Origin of the sequence: Hungatella hathewayi WAL-18680 (genome assembly GCF_000235505.1) — a bacterium.
Lineage (GTDB): Bacteria > Bacillota > Clostridia > Lachnospirales > Lachnospiraceae > Hungatella_A > Hungatella_A hathewayi_A.
This window is the reverse complement of the sequence record NZ_JH379028.1, coordinates 600,427-619,476: the sequence shown is the minus strand read 5'-3', so window position 1 is coordinate 619,476 and position 19,050 is coordinate 600,427. Positions and strand designations below refer to the sequence as shown.

Annotated in this window: 21 protein-coding genes; 18 read left to right on the top strand and 3 right to left on the bottom strand. The window is 52.1% G+C overall.

Features of this window, described 5'->3' with window-relative positions; all coding sequences use genetic code 11:
* Both HMPREF9473_RS18650 and HMPREF9473_RS18645 read right to left on the bottom strand, forming a co-directional pair.
* Positions 1–870, bottom strand: coding sequence for a TMEM164 family acyltransferase (locus tag HMPREF9473_RS18650; RefSeq protein WP_006781753.1), 870 nt, complete (start codon positions 868–870; stop codon positions 1–3).
* A gap of 42 nt (positions 871–912) precedes the next feature.
* Complete coding sequence (locus HMPREF9473_RS18645; RefSeq protein ID WP_006781752.1) at positions 913–1,524, bottom strand: TetR/AcrR family transcriptional regulator; 612 nt, start codon at positions 1,522–1,524, stop codon at positions 913–915.
* A 293-nt stretch (positions 1,525–1,817) separates the two neighbouring features.
* Here HMPREF9473_RS18645 and HMPREF9473_RS18640 point away from each other — a divergent pair, with 293 nt between their 5' ends.
* The 11 genes from HMPREF9473_RS18640 to bilS all read left to right on the top strand — a co-directional run bounded on the left by HMPREF9473_RS18640 (position 1,818) and on the right by bilS (position 11,311).
* The gene (locus HMPREF9473_RS18640; RefSeq protein ID WP_207636804.1) at positions 1,818–2,330 is read left to right on the top strand and encodes a 4'-phosphopantetheinyl transferase family protein; all 513 of its coding nucleotides are present in this window, start codon (positions 1,818–1,820) and stop codon (positions 2,328–2,330) included.
* Positions 2,308–2,640: an SCP2 sterol-binding domain-containing protein gene (locus tag HMPREF9473_RS18635; protein WP_006781750.1), complete on the top strand. Its 333-nt coding sequence runs from the start codon at positions 2,308–2,310 to the stop codon at positions 2,638–2,640. The genes HMPREF9473_RS18640 and HMPREF9473_RS18635 overlap by 23 nt, the downstream gene beginning before the upstream one ends.
* Before the next feature lie 16 nt (positions 2,641–2,656).
* Positions 2,657–3,607: an alpha/beta hydrolase gene (locus HMPREF9473_RS18630; protein WP_006781749.1), complete on the top strand. Its 951-nt coding sequence runs from the start codon at positions 2,657–2,659 to the stop codon at positions 3,605–3,607.
* 4 nt (positions 3,608–3,611) lie between these two features.
* Positions 3,612–5,015, top strand: a complete 1,404-nt coding sequence (locus HMPREF9473_RS18625; protein WP_006781748.1) for a condensation domain-containing protein — start codon at positions 3,612–3,614, stop codon at positions 5,013–5,015.
* Positions 5,016–5,059: 44 nt separating this feature from the next.
* A complete protein-coding gene (locus HMPREF9473_RS18620) occupies positions 5,060–5,287 on the top strand; it encodes an acyl carrier protein (RefSeq protein ID WP_006781747.1) in 228 nt (75 codons plus the stop codon).
* A 22-nt stretch (positions 5,288–5,309) separates the two neighbouring features.
* Complete coding sequence (locus HMPREF9473_RS18615; RefSeq protein ID WP_006781746.1) at positions 5,310–6,809, top strand: AMP-binding protein; 1,500 nt, start codon at positions 5,310–5,312, stop codon at positions 6,807–6,809.
* 84 nt (positions 6,810–6,893) lie between these two features.
* Complete coding sequence (locus HMPREF9473_RS18610) at positions 6,894–7,673, top strand: basic amino acid ABC transporter substrate-binding protein (RefSeq protein WP_034859803.1); 780 nt, start codon at positions 6,894–6,896, stop codon at positions 7,671–7,673.
* 70 nt (positions 7,674–7,743) lie between these two features.
* A complete protein-coding gene (locus tag HMPREF9473_RS18605; RefSeq protein WP_006781744.1) occupies positions 7,744–8,436 on the top strand; it encodes an amino acid ABC transporter permease in 693 nt (230 codons plus the stop codon).
* A 7-nt stretch (positions 8,437–8,443) separates the two neighbouring features.
* Positions 8,444–9,181, top strand: a complete 738-nt coding sequence (locus HMPREF9473_RS18600) for an amino acid ABC transporter ATP-binding protein (RefSeq protein ID WP_034859802.1) — start codon at positions 8,444–8,446, stop codon at positions 9,179–9,181.
* A 139-nt stretch (positions 9,182–9,320) separates the two neighbouring features.
* Positions 9,321–10,688, top strand: coding sequence for an MATE family efflux transporter (locus HMPREF9473_RS18595; protein WP_006781742.1), 1,368 nt, complete (start codon positions 9,321–9,323; stop codon positions 10,686–10,688).
* A 119-nt stretch (positions 10,689–10,807) separates the two neighbouring features.
* Entirely contained in the window at positions 10,808–11,311 is a 504-nt protein-coding gene (gene bilS / locus HMPREF9473_RS18590) for a flavodoxin family protein BilS (RefSeq protein WP_006781741.1), read from the top strand.
* Between the two features lie 78 nt (positions 11,312–11,389).
* Here bilS and HMPREF9473_RS18585 read toward each other — a convergent pair whose 3' ends face one another.
* Positions 11,390–11,611, bottom strand: a complete 222-nt coding sequence (locus tag HMPREF9473_RS18585) for a hypothetical protein (RefSeq protein ID WP_006781740.1) — start codon at positions 11,609–11,611, stop codon at positions 11,390–11,392.
* Between the two features lie 412 nt (positions 11,612–12,023).
* On the opposite strand from HMPREF9473_RS18585, the gene HMPREF9473_RS18580 reads away from it, so the two are divergent.
* From HMPREF9473_RS18580 to HMPREF9473_RS18550, 7 genes are all read left to right on the top strand, one after another.
* Positions 12,024–12,242 carry a cation transporter gene (locus HMPREF9473_RS18580; RefSeq protein ID WP_006781739.1) on the top strand — a complete coding sequence of 73 codons (219 nt, stop codon included), beginning with the start codon at positions 12,024–12,026 and terminating at the stop codon, positions 12,240–12,242.
* Positions 12,243–12,415: 173 nt separating this feature from the next.
* Positions 12,416–13,249 carry a purine-nucleoside phosphorylase gene (locus tag HMPREF9473_RS18575; protein ID WP_006781738.1) on the top strand — a complete coding sequence of 278 codons (834 nt, stop codon included), beginning with the start codon at positions 12,416–12,418 and terminating at the stop codon, positions 13,247–13,249.
* 34 nt (positions 13,250–13,283) lie between these two features.
* A complete protein-coding gene (gene udk, locus HMPREF9473_RS18570) occupies positions 13,284–13,904 on the top strand; it encodes a uridine kinase (RefSeq protein ID WP_006781737.1) in 621 nt (206 codons plus the stop codon).
* Between the two features lie 103 nt (positions 13,905–14,007).
* Positions 14,008–15,273, top strand: a complete 1,266-nt coding sequence (locus HMPREF9473_RS18565) for a BMP family ABC transporter substrate-binding protein (RefSeq protein ID WP_006781736.1) — start codon at positions 14,008–14,010, stop codon at positions 15,271–15,273.
* Positions 15,274–15,387: 114 nt separating this feature from the next.
* Entirely contained in the window at positions 15,388–16,926 is a 1,539-nt protein-coding gene (locus tag HMPREF9473_RS18560) for an ABC transporter ATP-binding protein (RefSeq protein ID WP_006781735.1), read from the top strand.
* A gap of 43 nt (positions 16,927–16,969) precedes the next feature.
* Positions 16,970–18,067: an ABC transporter permease gene (locus HMPREF9473_RS18555; RefSeq protein WP_034859801.1), complete on the top strand. Its 1,098-nt coding sequence runs from the start codon at positions 16,970–16,972 to the stop codon at positions 18,065–18,067.
* Between the two features lie 2 nt (positions 18,068–18,069).
* Positions 18,070–19,050 (top strand): ABC transporter permease, encoded by a 981-nt coding sequence (locus HMPREF9473_RS18550; RefSeq protein WP_006781733.1) that lies wholly within the window; start codon positions 18,070–18,072, stop codon positions 19,048–19,050.

Below are 19,050 nucleotides of genomic sequence, written 5' to 3'. Positions count from 1 at the left end.
TCATGATTTTTTATGCTTCTGTGCCAGGAATTGGAGATATCCAAGTCCCATATGGCAGAGAAAGCCGCCGAGACAGATGCTGAGCAGATAGATGAAAATGCCGGCGCCGGTTCCGTACAGGATGGAAATTTTGTCAAACACGACCTGGGTCACCGGGTAGTAGGGCGAGATGTAGAACATGTCGGCGGCGCCGTGGGTCATGGTGTTGATGGCGGTGGCGATGAGGCAGAAGATGGCGAACAGCGGGAGCATCTGCAGATAGGCGGTCAGGCTGTGGGCAGAGGAAGCTGCGGCCGTGGCGGTTTCCGGTGGGGCAGAAATGTGACGATTGGGGGCCGGCGTGGCAGAGGCATGGCCGTCTGCGGCGGCGTCCGCGTCCGTGCTTTGGGCGAAGGTGATGAACAGGCTGATAAAAACCAGCATGATGTGCCACGATAGTCCGTGAAGAGTCAGGGTCCAGTAGGGGTGAAGAAGGCCGGATGGCTCAAGCAGGGCCATGACGCCGCCTAAGAGGCCGAAATCCTGGACGAAGGTGGTGAGTATCCTGCCGAATGCATTTCCACGGAAGAGGGGAATGAGGAGGCAGAGATACATGGGAAGGCTGCAGAGCTGGAAGGGAAAATACCACCAGTCGTAGCGTCCCTGACCGACGATGTAATAGATAAACAGCTGTTTGTACAGCTCGCTGAGGGCCAGTACCAGGCCGCACAGAAAGAGAATGCGGTAGTAGGAGCGCCGGTTTAAGCCCCGCAGGCTCCAGGCCAGGAGGACAGCGCAGAGAATCCCCGTAATGGCAAACACCACGTGAAAGGCCGAGTATGGCACCGGCGGTACCATGGGCCAGGCGGTTTTCAAAAGCCAGTTTTTCATCGGCGGATTCCTCCTTTCTCGTTCCGGTTGGCGGATATCTGTCTAAATCCGCAGAAATTCCAGATTCTCCGGGGCAATCTCCATGCTCTTTGCCTGCATCCAGGAAAAGGCCCGAAGCAGGTTCTGAATCTCCTCCGCGGAGGCGGGGCTTAGATGGTTGTCCAGCTTCACGGTCAGAATAATCAGGACGATTTCCGCTATCTCCTGGGGATACTCACAGGTCAGACTTCCCTCCTCCATTCCCTGGAGGATGATATCCGAGAGAATCGGTTTCAAATTCTTAATCAAAAAACTGATAAATTTCTGGTGGGTCAGGGCGCTCTGCTGCAGTTCCATAAAGCTGCTGCACTCCTCCTGACGCTTCAACTCCGAGGAAGCCTCAATACAGGCCCGGAAGATGATTTCCATTTTTTTGAAAGCAGAGATATTGGCTGTGGTTGCCAGTTCTTTGCTTTTTTCTATGGCCATGGAATAGGAACGCTCAATCACGGCCTCCATAATATCATTTTTGGACGGAAAGTAATAATAAATACTTCCCTTCCCAATTCCCGCCTTTCTGGCGATGTCGCTGACGGATATGGCGTTGCCGGAGGACTCGTTCATCAGCTCCTGCATGGCGTCCAGTATCATGTCGCGTTTTGTTTTCTCCTGCATTCGTTATTACCCCCATCATTTGCTGCCTGTTGTTTTTCGCTATAAATTATGAATACAGATAAGTATAGCAGAAATGGAGGGGAAAAACCATACTTGACTGGCGGTCGAAAACGTGATATCTTATGCGTATGATGGTTTTCGACCGATGGTCGAAAAGCGTCGGTTTCTGGAATGCCGAAGGAGAGGACGAAAAAGCCATGATTTATCTGACTGCTTATGCCGGAGAGGGACAACAGCTGGGACAGCAAAACAGAAGACAACGGGAGCATATACTTGGAAGAACACTGCTTAACATGGGGTTACAAAGAGAATATGCTCTTTTTTTGTCCCAATTAACCGTAAAAACAGGAAGATATGGAAAACCCTATCTGGAGGAGCGTCCGGAGATTCAGTTCAATATCAGCCACTGCGACGGCCTGGCTGCCTGTGCCTTACATAACCGGACGGTTGGTCTGGATGTGGAGGTGATACGGCCATTTTCAGAGCGGCTGGTGAAAAAGGTGCTGACGGAGGAGGAACTGGCCTCGCTGGGAGGCCGGGAGATGACGCCGGAATTGTTTTTCCGCTACTGGACCTTGAAGGAGAGTTATCTGAAGGCCAGGGGAACCGGTCTGGCGGCTTCCATGAGGGAGATATCATTTTCCTGGAAGGCGGACGGGAATGTGGAGAGCAGCAGCGAGGAGTATGTATTTTATCAGAAATGTCTCTGGGGGAAGTATCTGATTGCCGTGTGTACGGCCAGAGATTCGGACGGGGACGAGGAGGAAAAGGAGAGAACGAGTGATGACATACCAGGAGATTTTTGAGAAGGCAAAGAATATTTTTATGAAATCGGATGTGAGCGGGATTCAGGAGAAGCTGGCGTTTCAGTTTGATATTGTTGGCGAGGGCGAAGGCATTTTCTACGCGGAGGTGAAGGACGGCGTGCTGTCCGTGGAGCCATATGAGTATTACGACAGGGATGCGGTGTTTACCTGCACGGCGGAGGTGCTGTTCAAGATTGCGGAGGGAAAACTGGACCCGGTGATGGCGTTTACCCTTGGGAAGCTGAAGGTGGATGGGAGTATTGAGAAGGCATTGAAGATTAAAGATATGATTAGAAATGCAGAGGAATAAAAACAGGAGGAACCGGATGGGATTATGGAAATGGATTCTGGGGCTGGGAGTGATTGGCGCCGTGTCGGAGTACGGCATTGCCCGTTATTTTTTTAACAGAACGGTGCTGAGGAACAATGCAAAACGGGAGCGCACCACGAAGATGGCGGGGACCAACTGGGATGATTATATTCCCAATATCCGCGCCTGCCGGGAATGGCTGGAGGCGCGGGAGTGTGAGGATGTGTCCGTGGTGTCCGGGGATGGGCTGAAGCTGGTGGGGAGTTATTATCCGGCGGCTGGGGCCAGGCGCACTGTGCTGTGTTTTCACGGCTACACCAGCGAGGGGCGGAATGATTTTCCCTGCATCGCGAAATTCTATCTGGAGCAGGGGTACAATGTCCTGCTGGTGGACGAGCGGGCACATGGCAGAAGCGAGGGAATTTACATAGGATTTGGATGTCTGGACCGGTACGATGTGTTGACCTGGCTGGATTATCTTCTGGCAAGGTTTGGGACAGAGCAGGAGTTCATCCTCCATGGAATGTCCATGGGCGGGGCCACCGTGCTGATGAGCAGCGGCTTATCCCTGCCGCCCCAGGTAAAGGGAATCGTGTCCGACTGCGGATTTACTTCCGCCTGGGACGTCTTTACCTCAGTGCTTCACAACATGTACCACATGCCGGCATTTCCCATCATGCAGATATCGGACCGGATGGCGAGAGAGAAGGCTGGCTACGGGCTGGCGGAGTGCAATGCCGTGGAGGAAGTGAGAAAGGCCAAAGTCCCCATTCTGTTTATCCATGGGGATGCGGATACGTTCGTGCCAAGCCGGATGTGCCATGAGTTATATGACGCCTGCGCGTCGGGAAAGAGCATCCTGATTATCGAGGGGGCGGCTCACGCGGAAGCCTACCACAAAGATACCGAGGCATATGAGGGCGCATTGAAAAAGTTCCTAAACGAACTGGAAAAGAAGGAGGACTGACACCATGAGGAAGACGAGAAACGGCTATCAGGTATATCCCCTGACGGCGGCGCAGAAGCTGCACTACTATTGTCTGAAATACTGCCCCAAGAAGCAGGTGCTGAACATTGGAAGCAGCCTGACCATCGAACAGGATTTGGACTGGAACCTGCTGAAGGAGGCCATCTACCAGGCATATGACCGCTGTGAGTCCATGCGCCTTCGGTTTACCGAGGACAAGGAGGGCAATGTCTACCAGTACGTGGCGGACAGGGAAGAGCGGGACATCGAGCATTTTGATTTCACTGGCTGGCAGGAATGCCACGCCAGGGAGAAGCTGGAGGAGTGGACCCAGACGCCTTTCGACACTTACGACTGCCCCAGAAACCGGGTGGTGATGATAAAAATGCCGGATGGCTTCCAGGGCGTGTACCTGCTGGTGGACCATTTGACCATGGACGCCCAGTCCCTGATTGTATTTTTAAAGGACGTCATCGAGCTCTACTGCCACATGAAATATGAAGGAATCGACGAGCCGAAGCCCATGGCTTCCTATATCAAACAGCTGGAGAAGGATTTGGCCTACGAGGCTGGCTCCGACAGCCAGAAGCGGGATAGGGAATTCTTTGAAAAACGGATTGCCGCCTCGGAGCCGGTATTTGCGGATATCTTCGGGATGGAGAAATTGAAGGCGGAGCGAAAGGCCCTGAAGAATCCAAAGCTGCGGGCGGCCACCAACACCTCCGACAATGTGGAGGCCAATATCACCACCTTTCATCTGGAAGCGGAGCCATCCATGGAGCTGCTGGACTTCTGTGAGAAGAACCGGGTGTCCATGGTCTGCCTGCTGATGATGGGCCTTCGCACCTATTTGCAGAAGGAAAATCATGAGGACGACATTTCCATCACCACGACGATAGCCAGACGGGCCACATTGTCGGAGAAGAAGTGCGGCGGCTCCCGCATCCACTGCTTCCCCTTCCGCACCACGGTGCCGAGAGAGGACACCTTCTTGGAGGGCGTTCTGAAAATCCGGGATGAGCAGAACCAGTATTTCCGCCATGCCAACTATAACCCGGTGGATTACTATGGCTTCCGCCAGCAGCATTACGGGTTGAAAAACGGGCAGACCTATGAGGCGCTGAGCCTGACTTACCAGCCCATGAGCCTGAAGACCGACGGGCTGGAGCGTCTGGGGGACATCCGGTACCAGACGGAGCGCTACACCAACGGAGTCGCGGCCCACACCCTGTATCTGACTGTGATGCACCGGGCGTCGGATAACGGGCTGGATTTCAGCTTTGAGTATCAGACCGGTGTGGTGACACCGGAGAAACTGGAGTCCATTTACTATTATCTCTGCCGGATTCTGTTCTGCGGCGTCCGAGTACCGGAGGTCGCGGTGGGGACGATTATAGAGGAAATATAGAAGAGATACCGGAACCGATAGAACATACATAGAAGGAGAGAATTATGATAGAGAAATTAAAGGAAATCATTGTGGAATATGTGGATGTGGACTTGAATTCCATCACGGAGGAATCCCGGTTTATGGAGGATTTGGGTTTCAATTCCTACGACTTTATGGCCATGATTGGCGAGATTGAGGAGACCTTCGACATCGAAGTGGAGGAGCGGGAAGTGGTAAATGTGAAAACCGTCGGCGAAGCCGCCGCCTACATAGAGGCGCTTCAGGATTAACATAGAATGGGGAGGAATCGATATGCCAGTTGAGACAATGAAAGATATCATTGATTATGGGGCGAAGACCTACAAAGGCCAGTCCGCGTTCCGCTATAAAGTGAGAAAGGAAGTCATCAGCAAGACCTACGAGGATGTAAAGCGGGACAGCGAGTCCGTCAGCTGCATTCTGAAAAATATGGAAATGCTGGGGAAACACGTGGCTGTCATCGGCCCCACCAGCTATGAGTGGATTATCAGCTATTTCGGCATAGCAAACAGCGGCAGCGTGGTGGTGCCGGTGGATGTGCAGCTTCCGGCCGCCGATGTCTGTGAGCTGCTAAACCGGGCGGACGTGAGTGTACTGATTTACGATGAGCTGCGGGCGGATGTGGCGGACATGGCCAGGACGGCCTGCGAGGGCATCAAGTACATCATTTCCATGCAGAGCGAGCTGCCCAAACTGCTGACGGAGCAGGGGGGCAGCTTTGAGGAGAAGCCGGACAAGGACAAGCTCTGCGCCATTCTCTTCACGTCGGGGACTACCGGCAAGAGCAAGGGCGTGATGCTGACCCACAAAAACCTGACGGACAATGCCACCTGCCTGGACATGAAAATACCAGCGGGCTCCGTGTCCATGACCCTGCTTCCCATCCACCACGCTTACTGCTTTACCATGGACATTTTAAAGGGACTGTACATCGGCCTGACCATCTGCATCAACGATTCCATCATGCACGTGTCCAAAAACATGAAGCTGTTCAAGCCGGAAATCATCCTGCTGGTGCCCATGGTGATTGAATCCATCTACGGAAAACTGCGGGATTCCGGAGGACTTCTTCCCAAGAAAATGGTGGCGAAGGCGGCATTTGGCGGAAATCTTCACACCATCTGCAGCGGCGGCGCTTACCTTGACCCGGAGTACGTGGACCGGTTTCAGGAATACGGCATCACCGTGCTGCAGGGCTACGGCATGACGGAGTGTTCCCCGGTTATCAGCACCAATCTGGAGTGGAACTGCAAGAAGGAGTCTGTGGGGAAACTGCTGCCAAACTGCGAGGCGAAGGTGGTGGACGAGGAAATCTGGGTCCGCGGTTCCAGCGTGATGATGGGCTATTACAACATGCCGGAGGAGACCGCCGAGGCGCTGGAGGACGGCTGGCTGAAAACCGGAGATTTGGGGTATGTGGATGAGGACGGTTTCGTCTTCATTACCGGAAGGAAGAAGAACTTAATCATCCTGGCAAACGGGGAAAATGTCTCCCCGGAGGAGCTGGAAAACCAGCTGAGCCGGAGCCCTTTGGTGAAGGAAGTTTTAGTCTATGCCGGGGAGCGTGGAATCCAGGCGGAGATATTCCCGGATTTGGATTATGCAAAGAAAAAGCATGTGAAAGATTTAACAACTGCCCTCCAACATGTGGTGGACGACTACAACGCTTCGGTGCCTCCATTTAAGAAAATACTTCAAATGCTGGTAAGAGAGACAGAATTTGAGAAAACGCCTTCAAAAAAATCAAGAGGAATCAATCTAACACTTGATTAATTCCAAAAATCATTTATAATGTATAACTAGCGGTGTTGCATAATTATGCACCGCTAGTTCGTTTATATGAGGAGGAGAATTATGATGAAAAGAAAAGTAATGGCAATCGCAATGGCGGCATGTATGGCAGTGGCCATGACAGCATGCGGCAGTTCAAAGACAGATGAGACAACAGCGGCAGCGAACAACGAGGCGGCAGGCGGCGTCCTGACCATGGCTACCAACGCGGAGTTCCCGCCATATGAGTACCATGACGGCGGCGAGATTGTGGGAATCGACGTGGAGATTGCAAGAGCAATCGCTGAGAAGATGGGCATGACCCTGGAAGTGGAGGATATCGCTTTCGATTCCATCATCCCGGAGATTCAGTCCGGCAAGGCAGACATCGGCGTGGCCGGTATGACCGTTGACGAGGACCGTTTACAGAATGTAGATTTTTCTGACCCATACACAACATCATCCCAGGTTATTATCGTGCAGAACGACAGCGAGATTGCAGGTCCTGACGATCTGGCTGGCAAGGCAATCGGCGTTCAGCTGGGAACCACCGGCGACATCTACGCTTCCGACTATGAGGAGCAGGGTTCCACCGTTGAGCGTTACAGCAAGGGATTTGAGGCAGTTCAGGCGATGATGCAGGGCAAGATTGACGCCGTGGTTATCGACCAGGAGCCGGCCAAGGTTTTCGTATCCGAGAACGAGGGCATCAAGATTCTGGATGAAGCATTAACCGTGGAAGAGTATGCAATTGCCATCAAGAAGGGCAACACCGAGCTGGTGGAGAAGGTTAACTCCGCTCTTGCAGAGTTAAAGGATTCCGGTGAGCTTCAGAAGATTATTGACAAGTATATCTCTGCAAACTAATACACACCATAACAGATATTAAGGAAATCCACGCCTGCATGTGCAGACCTGGAAAGGTAGGAAGGGTAGTATGTTAGATAATTTTAAGGCTTCGTTTTATCAGAACTTTATTCAGGATGACCGATGGAAATACATCGTGGACGGCCTGGGTAATACATTAAAAATTACATTTTTTGCCGTGTTAATCGGTATTATTCTGGGCTTTCTCATCGCGGTGATTCGCTCCACCTATGACAAGACGCACAGACTGGGCTTTTTAAATGCCCTCTGCAAGATTTATCTGGCGGTAATCCGCGGAACTCCGGTTCTGATTCAGCTTTTGATTATCTATTTCGTGGTATTCGGCTCGATGAAGATTGACAAGATTCTGGTGGCGGTTATGGCCTTCGGCATCAACTCCGGCGCCTACGTGGCGGAGATCTTTCGAAGCGGCATCATGTCCATCGACAACGGTCAGTTTGAGGCGGGGCGGAGTCTGGGATTTAATTATACCCAGACCATGATTTACATTATCATGCCACAGGCGTTTAAGAACGTGCTGCCGGCGCTCTGTAACGAGTTTATCGTGCTGCTGAAGGAGACCTCCGTGGCCGGTTACATTGCCATCCAGGATTTGACCAAGGGCGCGGATATTATCCGAAGCAGGACGTACAGCGCTTTCATGCCGCTGATTGCGGCGGCCATCATCTACCTTGTGATGGTCATGATATTTACTTACTTTGTGCAGAAGCTGGAGAGGAGGTTGAGAAGCAGTGACCACTAATCGAATGATGGAAGGCGAGCCTTTAATCCGGGTTCAGCATCTGGGCAAGAAATTTGGCAGTATGGAAGTTTTGAAGGATATCAGTGTGGATATTTATAAGGGGGATGTGGTCTGTGTCATCGGGCCGTCCGGCTCCGGAAAAAGTACATTTTTGAGGTGCTTAAACCGGCTGGAGGAGGCCACGGACGGAAGCATTTTTTTCGAGGGCGTGGACATTGTCGACGCCAAGACGGATATCGACAAGCACCGTCAGAAGATGGGCATGGTGTTCCAGCAGTTTAACCTGTTTCCCCACATGACGATTATGAAGAATCTGACCATCGCTCCCGTGAAGCTTCAGGGCGTGTCCCAGAAGGATGCCGAGGCGGAAGCCATGCGGCTCTTGGAGCGGGTGGGACTGGCGGACCGGGCGGATGCCTATCCAAGCCAGCTGTCCGGCGGACAGAAACAGAGGATTGCCATCGTGCGCGCGCTGTGCATGAAACCGGATGTGATGCTCTTCGACGAGCCCACATCGGCCCTGGACCCGGAGATGGTTGGCGAGGTCCTCAATGTCATGAGGGACTTGGCCGACGAGAAGATGACCATGGTGGTTGTCACCCACGAGATGGGATTTGCCAGAGAGGTGGCGACCCGTGTGATGTTCATGGACGAAGGGTATTTCATGGAGGAAAATGCACCGGCGGAATTCTTTGAGAATCCGAAAAATGAGAGACTGAAGAACTTTTTGAGTAAGGTACTGTAACGTGTGAGTGCGGAAACTTATAGAAATTTAAGAATTCGAAGACAGACCAGAGGGTTTCAAATCCTCTGGTTTTGTTGTATACTGATAGAAGTGGGCTGCGAAAAGCGGCTCAGACGGATTAGAAAGAAGGGTTTTATGTATGGCTAATGACAAAGATAAACTGGGGACGGCGCCGATTGGCAAACTGATGTTCGAACTGGCGGTGCCCACCGTATTTGCGCAGATTGTAAATCTCCTCTACAACATGGTAGACAGAATTTACGTGGGAAGGATTCCGGGAACGGGCTCCATGGCCTTGGCCGGATTGGGAGTGGCGTTTCCTATTATTTTGCTCATATCGGCGTTTTCCGCGCTGGTAGGCATGGGCGGGGCTCCGCGGGCCTCCATCTGCATGGGGCAGAAGGATAACGAGGGCGCGGAGAGAATATTAGGAAGTTCCACTGCCTTTTTGATTGTGTTATCTATCGTGCTGAGCGCCATTTTCCTGATTGTGAAAGAACCTCTTTTGATGATGTTCGGCGCCAGCGAAAATACCATCGTCTATGCAAACCAGTATCTGGGAATATACCTGATTGGCACCATCTCGGTTCAGGCCGCGCTGGGATTAAACCAGTTCATCACCTGCCAGGGATTTGCCAAAACCGGTATGATGACCGTCCTGATTGGCGCCATCATCAACATTGTGCTGGACCCGATTCTGATATTCGGTTTCCACATGGGCGTGTCAGGAGCGGCGCTGGCCACGATTATCAGCCAGACGGTGTCAGCGATCTGGGTGGTGGTGTTCCTGTGCAGCAAAAAGAGTGTGTTAAAAATACGCAGAAAATATTTCAAACTGGACCGGGCTATCCTGGCGCCGGTGCTGCTGCTGGGGGTATCCCCGTTTATCATGCAGTCCACCGAGTGTCTGGTGCAGCTGACGTTCAATACCGGAATGCAGAAGTTTGGAAATGATTTCTATGTGGGGGCGATGACCATCATTTTCAGTCTCTCCCAGATGCTGTTTCTGCCAATCCAGGGGATTGCCCAGGGGGCGACGCCGATTATCAGCTACAATTATGGTGCGGGAAATGTGGAGCGGGTGAAGAAGGCGTTTCAGCATCTGCTAGCCGCCGCTATGGTGTTTACCGTTGTGGGCGCCGGAAGTTTCCTGCTGTTTCCGGGACTGTTTGTCTCGTTGTTCAGCAGTGACCCGGAGATTATCCGCGTGGCGTCCCACGGGATGCGCATCTATTTTCTGGGATTCACCATCTTTGGAGCCCAGATGGCCTGCCAGCAGACGTTTCTGGCTCTGGGGGAGGCGAAGATATCCGTATTCCTGGCCATGCTGCGTAAGATCGTGCTGTTGATCCCGCTGGCGATTATTCTGCCGAGACTGGGGCTTTCCACCACGGGACTGTTCCTGGCGGAGCCAATCTCCGACGTGCTGGCTGTTGTGACCACGGTTGTGATGTTTAAACTGAATTTCTCCAAAATTCTGGCGAAGGCCGGTGCTCAGAAGGCGTGAATCTAAAATTACTCTAAACATACATAAACATTTCGGGAGATGTATTGAATTATGCTTCTGATAGGTATAAAGTTAGGGTAGAGCGTAAAAAGAGCACAGATAGAAAGGAGGCCTCTTTTATGGATTATCTGGTTGTATATTCAAGCAAAACCGGAAATACAGAAAAAGTAGCGATGGCAATATTCAATGCTCTGCCGGGGAAGTCGAAGGACGTGCAGAGGGTTGAGGAATTGAAGGGGGAGGCTGATACGTATTTCGTTGGATTCTGGAATAACCGCGGAACCTGCAGTGGGGAGATTGTGGAACTGCTGTCCGGGCTGTCGGGAAAGAAAGTGGCTCTGTTTGGCACCTGCGGCATGGGCGGAAGCCAGGAGTATTTTGACACGGTGGTGAACCAGGTGGAAGCCTTTATACCGGATGACTGCGAGTACTTAGGTGCCTTCATGTGCGCTGGCAAGATGCCTCCGCAGATTCTGGAGAAATACAAACAGATGCAGAAGGTCAATGACAATCCCCAGGTGCGGATGATGATCAAAGCCTACGAGGAAGGGATGCTCCATCCCAACAACGATGATTTCAGACATGCCAGGGAGTTCGTGGAGCAGGTAATTGGGAAAGAATGATGAGAGAATCAGATAGATAGAAAGAAGGAGGAGGCCGATGGACTGCGGCCTCCTTTTGCGTACTATATGAAAGAATTATCAATTTGAAAATCCAAATTCCTGATACAACTGTTGTAGAAATTCAGGGTTTTCGGCTGCCCTTACGATATCATCCAGCCGCTGGCATTCTTTTAATTTCAGAATCAACTGGCTGTAGCGGGTGGCTTCCGCTTTCTTTCCTTCTTCGCTTCCCCGGGATTCGGCTCTCAGCTCCGCTTCCTGGATTTCATCTGCAAATATTTCTCTGATTGCGTCGCACATATATTTTCCCTCCTCCACTTCCTATTCCAGCTCAATCTGAAGAATGGCATAAAACCCCGGATGCCATTGCAGGTTCTTTTGCTCCATCCATCTCTCCTTTTATTATAAATAATTAGTCTGTAACTGGCAAGATTTTTTTCAATCACCTCCGGTTGTGTGCGTCTTCATAAACTGCGTTAAATTGGAAAATAAGGCTGATTCAGCCTGGACCCGGAAATGTCCGGGGTTGAAACAGATATGTAATAGAATACATATCGATGTAGTGATGATACCATGCAAAAGGAAACTTGTCAATTGAGAAAAATTATCTGAGAAAACACTTGATTTTTTCTGAAAATGAGTTATAATCCAATATATGAACAATTATTCATATGTGATAAATAGGAACCGTGGAATGAGGAGGATAACTTCAATGAAGAAGAAATTTAAACTGGAAGATTTGGACTGCGCCAACTGTGCGGCGAAGATGGAGGCTGCCATCAACAAGATTGAGGGAGTGGAGAAGGCGACCGTCAGCTTTATGACCCAGCGCCTTGTTATTGAGGCCGATGAAAGCCGGTTCGATGATATTATGAACCAGGTTGTGGCCGTGTGTAAGAAGGTGGAACCGGATTGCACGATTTTGATGTAAGAAGAATTGACTGGTAGTGAAATAGAGTAGAAACGACAGAAGCAGAGCCAACCAGCAGGCCCTGCTTCTATTTTTTTGCCATGTTTTCTTGAAGCCATATTCCGATTGTGATAAGATATGGAGAGAATTGCAATGCCAGGAGTATAGAAAACATAAAAGATGGAGGAATGACAATGAGCGCAGTTTATGAGAAGTTGATGAAATGTCTGGAGAGTGTGAGGGCGCAGGTGGATTTTGAGCCGGAGGTGGCGTTGGTGCTGGGGTCCGGACTGGGGGATTATGCGGAGGAGATTGATATCCGGGCGACGCTGGATTATCACGATATTGAGGGCTTTCCGGTGTCCACGATTCCGGGGCATAAGGGACGGTTTGTGTTTGGATATGTGGGGAAGGTGCCGGTTGTGATTATGCAGGGACGGGTGCATTTCTATGAGGGGTATCCCATCCAGGATGTGGTGCTTCCGGCGAGACTGATGAAGCTGATGGGAGCGAAGGTGCTGTTTTTGACCAACGCGGCAGGCGGCGTGAATGGGAACTTCCATGCGGGAGATTTTATGCTGATGAACGATCAGATCAGCACCTTTGTGCCATCCCCGCTGATTGGAGAGAATATTGAGGAGTTCGGGCCACGGTTCCCGGATATGAGCCAGGTGTATGATAAGGATTTGCGGGAATTGATCAAGACGACGGCGGGGGAACTTCAGATTCCACTGCAGGAGGGCGTCTATATCCAGCTGACTGGTCCGGCTTATGAATCTCCGGCGGAGGTGCGGATGTGCAGGACGCTGGGGGCGGATGCCGTGGGTATGAGCACGGCCTGCGAGGCGCTGGCGGCCAACCATATGGGAATGAAAATCTGTGGTATCTCCTTCATTTCCAATCTGGCTTGTGGAATGACGGACGAGCCGTTGAGCCACAAAGAGGTGCAGGAGGCGGCGGACAAGGCGGCTCCTCTGTTTAAAAAGCTGGTGACAGCATCCATTGAAAAGATTGGAGCCGGGCTGTAAGGATGAGTACAAAACAACAGGCGGGGTGCAAAAGATGAATACGATTATTATAGGAATTGCCGGCGGAACCGGTTCGGGGAAATCGACATTTACCAACAAATTAAAAGCATTTTTTCAGGATGACGTGGCGGTGCTGTACCACGATAATTACTATAAGGCCCAGGACGAACTGGAATTTGAGGAGCGGAAGAAGGTGAATTATGACCATCCGGACGCCTTTGAGACGGAGCTTCTGCTGGAGCAGCTGACCCAGTTAAAAGAAGGAAAGGCGATAGAATGTCCTGTTTACGACTACACCCAGCATAACCGCTCCAAGGACGTGGTTGTGGTGGAGCCGAAGCGGGTGATTCTGCTGGAGGGAATTCTGGTGCTGGCGGACCCGAAGCTGCGGGATTTGCTGGATATCAAAATCTTCGTGGAAGCCGACGCGGACGAGAGAATTCTCCGTCGGGTAATCCGGGATGTGAAGGAGCGGGGGCGTGACATCGAGGGCGTGGTGGAGCAGTACTTGACGACGGTGAAGCCTATGCACTATTTATACGTAGAGCCAACCCGCCCTATGGCGGACATCGTGATTAACAGCGGCATGAATGAAGTCGCCTTCCAGGTGGTGCGGAATCATATTGAAAAAATATTAAAGGACACTGATTTATAATTACAGCTTATAAATAATTTCATAAGTAAACTAGTTGTAAAATTTGTCAGAAAATGGGATAATCGACGGGTATTGATTAATCAATTCGAGGAGGAGAAAAGAAATGAGAAAAATCATAAGCGTCGCATTATCTGTTGTTATGGTTTTGTCCTTAAGCGCCTGCGGTTCATCCAAGGATGCGGGGACGACGGCTGCGGATACTGCTGCCACAACGGCTGTCGATACCACCGCCACAGGTGAGACCGAGGCAGTGACGGAAGCTGCCAAGACCGCAGGGATTGCAAAAGAAGATTTGAAGGTTGGTTTCATCTACATTGGCGATGAGAATGAGGGCTATACTGCCGCTCACTACGCAGGCGCCATGGATATGAAGAATGCCCTTGGCCTGGATGACAGCCAGTTGATTTTCAAATGGCTGGTTCCGGAGGATGAGACCTGTTACGATGCAACAGTTGATCTGGCTGACCAGGGCTGCAATATTATTTTCGGCAACAGCTTCGGTTTTGAGTCTTATATGATTCAGGCCGCCGAGGAGTTCCCGGATGTTCAGTTCTGCCATGCGACCGGTTATCAGGCGAAGATGAGCGGACTGCCAAATATGCACAACTATTTTACCTCTGTTTATGAGTCCCGCTACGTATCCGGTGTGGTTGCCGGTATGAAGCTGAACGAGATGATTGCAGATGGTACAATTACAGAAGACACCGCGAAAATCGGTTATGTCGGCGCGTTCCCATACGCGGAGGTGATCAGTGGTTATACCTCCTTCTTCCTGGGCGTGCGTTCCGTATGTCCATCCGCTACCATGGATGTGACCTACACCAACAGCTGGGCCAGCTTCGATTTGGAGAAAGAGGCCGCTGAGGCTCTGATTGCTGACAAATGTGTGTTAATCAGCCAGCATGCGGATACCACCGGCGCAGCCACAGCCTGTGAGGCCGCTGGCGTTCCGATTGTGGGCTACAACATTTCCATGATTGCAACCGCTCCAAACTGGGCGCTGACTTCCGCTTCCATCAACTGGGGTCCCTATGTGACCTACGCGGTTGAGAGCGTGATGAACGGCGAGACCATCGTGGTTGACTGGTGTCACGGCTATGCCGAGGGCGCGGACAAGATTACCGAGCTGAACGAGAAGACCGTTGCCGAGGGAACGGCTGAGAAGGTAAAAGAGGTTGAGGATGCCATCATCGCCGGCACTCTTCATGTATTTGATACTTCTACCTGGACGGTGGACGGAAAGACTTATGATTCTTATGAGAAAGATGGAAATGAGTACATTTCCGACGGATATTTCCATGAGTCCGAGTTTGCATCCGCACCGGCCTTTGACATCAAGATTGACGGAATTAATGACTTGACAAACTAATCATTTTCAGAGCTTAAGGCGGAGCTGCCCGGTGTGCGTGAGTACACCGCCGTTCCGCCTTTTTATCAATTCATGGGAGAGAAAATCCTGTGAATCTATGGAGGGGTGCGGCCTGTGGAACAACAACATACTGCGATTGAATTGAAGAATATTACAAAACGGTTTGGAAAAGTGGTGGCCAACGACAAGGTCTGCCTGTCGGTGAAGAAGGGGGAAATCCTCTCGATTCTCGGAGAAAACGGCAGCGGCAAGACCACGCTGATGAATATGCTTTCCGGCATTTATTATCCCGATGACGGGCAGATATTTGTGGATGGAACTGAGGTGACCATCGCGTCCCCGAAGGATTCCTTCGCTTTGGGTATTGGTATGATTCATCAGCATTTTAAGCTGGTAGATGTGCTGACCGCAGCAGAGAACATTATTTTGGGCCTGCCGGGGAAGGAAGTGCTGGACATGCAGAGCGTGTCCGCCAAAATCCAGGAGCTGGTGGACCGGTACGGATTTGAACTGAATCCCGACGAGAAGATTTACAACATGTCGGTGTCCCAGAAGCAGACCGTGGAGATTATCAAAGTGTTATACCGGGGGGCGAATATCCTGATTCTGGATGAGCCGACAGCGGTTTTGACGCCCCAGGAGACAGAGAAACTGTTTGCCGTGCTGCGCAACATGAGGGCGGATGGCAGGTCCATCATCATCATTACCCACAAGCTCCACGAGGTGCTGGCGCTGTCAGACCGGGTATCGGTGCTTCGAAAAGGCCAGTATATCGGCACGGTGAACACCTGCGAGGCGACGGCGGAGTCCCTGACGGAAATGATGGTGGGGAAAAAAGTGAATTTGAATATAGACAGACCAGAGCCTGCAAATCCGGTGAAACGGCTGGAGGTGCGGGGGCTTGGCTGTGTGAATAAAGAGGGATTTGCGACCCTCAAAGATATCAGCTTCACCGCCAACAGCGGGGAAATCCTGGGGATTGCCGGAATCGCCGGCAGCGGCCAGAAGGAGCTTCTGGAGGCCATTGCGGGACTTTTGCCGTTACATGGCGGGGAAGTGGTCTACTATCCGCCGGAGGGCGGGGAGGAGCTGCTGTCGAAGAAGTCGGCGGCGGACATCCGCAAGCTGGGCGTGAAGCTGTCCTTCGTGCCTGAGGACCGTCTGGGCATGGGCCTGGTGGGCTCCATGGACATGACGGACAACATGATGCTGCGGGGCTACAACGAGGGCCGGGGCCTGTTTGCGGACAGGAAGAAGCCGAAACAGCTGGCCGAGCGGATTATCGAGGAGCTGGAGGTGGTGACTCCCGGAGTGACGACTCCGGTGCGGAGACTCTCCGGTGGAAATGTACAGAAGGTGCTGGTGGGGCGGGAGATTTCTTCCAACCCTACGGTATTGATGGTGGCCTACCCGGTGAGAGGGCTGGACATCAATTCGTCCTACACCATCTACGGACTGCTGAACGAGCAGAAGAAGCAGGGCGTGGCCGTGCTGTGCGTGGGCGAGGATTTGGACGTGCTGTTGGAGCTGTGCGACCGGATTCTGGTACTCTGCGGCGGTCAAATCAGCGGCATTGTGGACGGCAGAACCGCCACCAAGGAGGAAGTCGGACTTCTGATGACGAAGACGGGAAAGGAGCAGGAGCATGAGTAAAGGTGTGGAAAATGGAATAGGCGGGAGCAGCGGACAGCCGGTCATGGCGGGACTTAACCGGGAGCCATTGGCCCACATTGCAAAGCGGGACGAGATTCCCATGTGGAAGGCCTGGACCATCCGCCTGATTGCGGTGCTGCTGTCACTGGTGGTCTGCGCGGTTGTGATATTCGGGCTGACAAAATTAAATCCCATCGAGGTATATAAAGCAATTTTCAGCGGGGCCGTGGGGACGTCCAGACGGACCTGGGTGACCATAAGAGACGCCATGGTGCTGCTGTGCATCGCCATCGGCCTGACGCCGGCATTTAAGATGCGGTTCTGGAACATCGGGGCCGAGGGACAGGTGCTGGTAGGCGGCGTGGCGACGGCGGCCGTGATGATATACGGCGGCGATTCCATGCCTACCTGGCTGATGTTTCTGGTGATGATTGTGTGCAGTATTGCAGCCGGCATGGTGTGGGGACTGATTCCTTCTATTTTTAAGGCGGTCTGGAATACCAACGAAACGCTGTTCACGCTGATGCTGAATTACGTGGCCATGCAGATTGTCACCTTCTGTATCGTGTTCTGGGAAAATCCTTCCGGCTCCAATACGGTGGGCATCATCAACTCGGCGTCCAAGGCCGGATGGCTGCCGTCCCTGTTTGGGATGACCTACGGGTGGAACGTGGTGATTGTGCTGGCCCTCACCCTGGGCATGTATATTTATCTGAAATACAGCAAGCAGGGCTACGAGATTGCGGTGGTCGGCGAGAGCGAGAACACGGCCAAATACGTGGGAATCAATGTGAAAAAGGTGATTATGCGGACCATGGCCATCTCCGGCGGCATTTGCGGAATCGCCGGATTTATTCTGGTCAGCGGAGCCAGCCACACCATCTCCACCAGCACGGCCGGCGGGCGGGGGTTCACGGCGATTATCGTGGCCTGGCTTTCCAAGTTCAACGCCTTTGCCATGATTTTGGTGTCCTTCTTCCTGGTGTTTATGCAGAAGGGGGCCATGCAGATTGCATCCCAGTTCAATCTGAATGAAAATGCTTCCGATGTCATCACCGGAATCATCCTGTTCTTCATTCTGGGTAGTGAATTTTTTATCAATTATAAAGTAGAGCTGCGCGGCAGACGTAAGGAGGGCTGATGATGGGATTGATTGTTATTTTTATTCAGAAAGCGATTGCCCAGGGCATCGGGATTCTTTACGGGGCGCTGGGGGAGATTGTGACGGAGAAGTCCGGCAATCTGAACCTGGGCGTGCCGGGGATTATGTATATGGGCGGTATCGCCGGGCTGATGGGAGCATTTTTCTATGAAAATGCCGTGGAAAATCCCAGCGGGCTCGTGGGGCTGCTGATCTCCTTTGTGTGCGCCTTTGCCTGCGCGGTGGTGGGCGGCCTGATTTACAGTGTGCTGACGATTACGCTGAGAGCCAACCAGAACGTGACCGGCCTGGCGCTGACGACCTTTGGCGTGGGATTTGGCAACTTCTTTGGCGGCTCCTTATCCCAGCTGGCCGGCGGTGTGGGCCAGATATCCGTGGCGGCCACCGGGGCGGCGTACAACGCGAAGATTCCGGGGCTGTCGAAGCTTGGAGTCATTGGTGATGTGTTCTTCTCCTACGGATTTTTGACCTATCTGTGTATCGTGCTGGCGGTGGCGCTGGGGTGGTTTCTGACAAAGACCAGAAAGGGTCTGAACCTGCGTGCCGTAGGCGAAAACCCGGGAACGGCGGACGCGGCCGGCATCAGCGTGACCAGATACAAATACCTGGCGACCTGCATTGGCAGCGGCATCAGCGGCATCGGCGGACTGTACTTCGTCATGGAGTACTCCGGCGGCACCTGGACCAACAATGGATTCGGCGACAGAGGGTGGCTGGCCATCGCGCTGGTTATCTTCGCGCTGTGGAAACCGGTCAATGCGATTTGGGGCTCGATTCTGTTTGGCGGACTCTACATTTTATATCTGTATATTCCGGGGCTTGGCAGAAGCACCCAGGAGATATTTAAAATGCTGCCTTATGTGGTAACGATTGTGGTGCTGATTATCACCAGCTTCCGGAAGAAGCGGGAGAACCAGCCGCCGGGAAGTCTGGGACTTCCGTATTTTAGGGAAGAGCGGTAG

Bases quoted from the DNA above. Each gene is read 5' to 3' on its own strand.
- HMPREF9473_RS18645 (WP_006781752.1), bottom strand. From the start codon at position 1,524: ATGCAGGAGAAAACAAAACGCGACATGATACTGGACGCCATGCAGGAG.
- HMPREF9473_RS18610 (WP_034859803.1), top strand. From the start codon at position 6,894: ATGAAAAGAAAAGTAATGGCAATCGCAATGGCGGCATGTATGGCAGTG.
- HMPREF9473_RS18640 (WP_207636804.1), top strand. From the start codon at position 1,818: ATGGGGTTACAAAGAGAATATGCTCTTTTTTTGTCCCAATTAACCGTA.
- HMPREF9473_RS18585 (WP_006781740.1), bottom strand. From the start codon at position 11,611: ATGTGCGACGCAATCAGAGAAATATTTGCAGATGAAATCCAGGAAGCG.
- udk (WP_006781737.1), top strand. From the start codon at position 13,284: ATGAATACGATTATTATAGGAATTGCCGGCGGAACCGGTTCGGGGAAA.
- HMPREF9473_RS18555 (WP_034859801.1), top strand. From the start codon at position 16,970: ATGGCGGGACTTAACCGGGAGCCATTGGCCCACATTGCAAAGCGGGAC.
- bilS (WP_006781741.1), top strand. From the start codon at position 10,808: ATGGATTATCTGGTTGTATATTCAAGCAAAACCGGAAATACAGAAAAA.
- HMPREF9473_RS18595 (WP_006781742.1), top strand. From the start codon at position 9,321: ATGGCTAATGACAAAGATAAACTGGGGACGGCGCCGATTGGCAAACTG.
- HMPREF9473_RS18565 (WP_006781736.1), top strand. From the start codon at position 14,008: ATGAGAAAAATCATAAGCGTCGCATTATCTGTTGTTATGGTTTTGTCC.
- HMPREF9473_RS18650 (WP_006781753.1), bottom strand. From the start codon at position 870: ATGAAAAACTGGCTTTTGAAAACCGCCTGGCCCATGGTACCGCCGGTG.
- HMPREF9473_RS18625 (WP_006781748.1), top strand. From the start codon at position 3,612: ATGAGGAAGACGAGAAACGGCTATCAGGTATATCCCCTGACGGCGGCG.
- HMPREF9473_RS18630 (WP_006781749.1), top strand. From the start codon at position 2,657: ATGGGATTATGGAAATGGATTCTGGGGCTGGGAGTGATTGGCGCCGTG.
- HMPREF9473_RS18575 (WP_006781738.1), top strand. From the start codon at position 12,416: ATGAGCGCAGTTTATGAGAAGTTGATGAAATGTCTGGAGAGTGTGAGG.
- HMPREF9473_RS18615 (WP_006781746.1), top strand. From the start codon at position 5,310: ATGCCAGTTGAGACAATGAAAGATATCATTGATTATGGGGCGAAGACC.
- HMPREF9473_RS18605 (WP_006781744.1), top strand. From the start codon at position 7,744: ATGTTAGATAATTTTAAGGCTTCGTTTTATCAGAACTTTATTCAGGAT.
- HMPREF9473_RS18550 (WP_006781733.1), top strand. From the start codon at position 18,070: ATGGGATTGATTGTTATTTTTATTCAGAAAGCGATTGCCCAGGGCATC.
- HMPREF9473_RS18600 (WP_034859802.1), top strand. From the start codon at position 8,444: ATGGAAGGCGAGCCTTTAATCCGGGTTCAGCATCTGGGCAAGAAATTT.
- HMPREF9473_RS18635 (WP_006781750.1), top strand. From the start codon at position 2,308: ATGACATACCAGGAGATTTTTGAGAAGGCAAAGAATATTTTTATGAAA.
- HMPREF9473_RS18620 (WP_006781747.1), top strand. From the start codon at position 5,060: ATGATAGAGAAATTAAAGGAAATCATTGTGGAATATGTGGATGTGGAC.
- HMPREF9473_RS18580 (WP_006781739.1), top strand. From the start codon at position 12,024: ATGAAGAAGAAATTTAAACTGGAAGATTTGGACTGCGCCAACTGTGCG.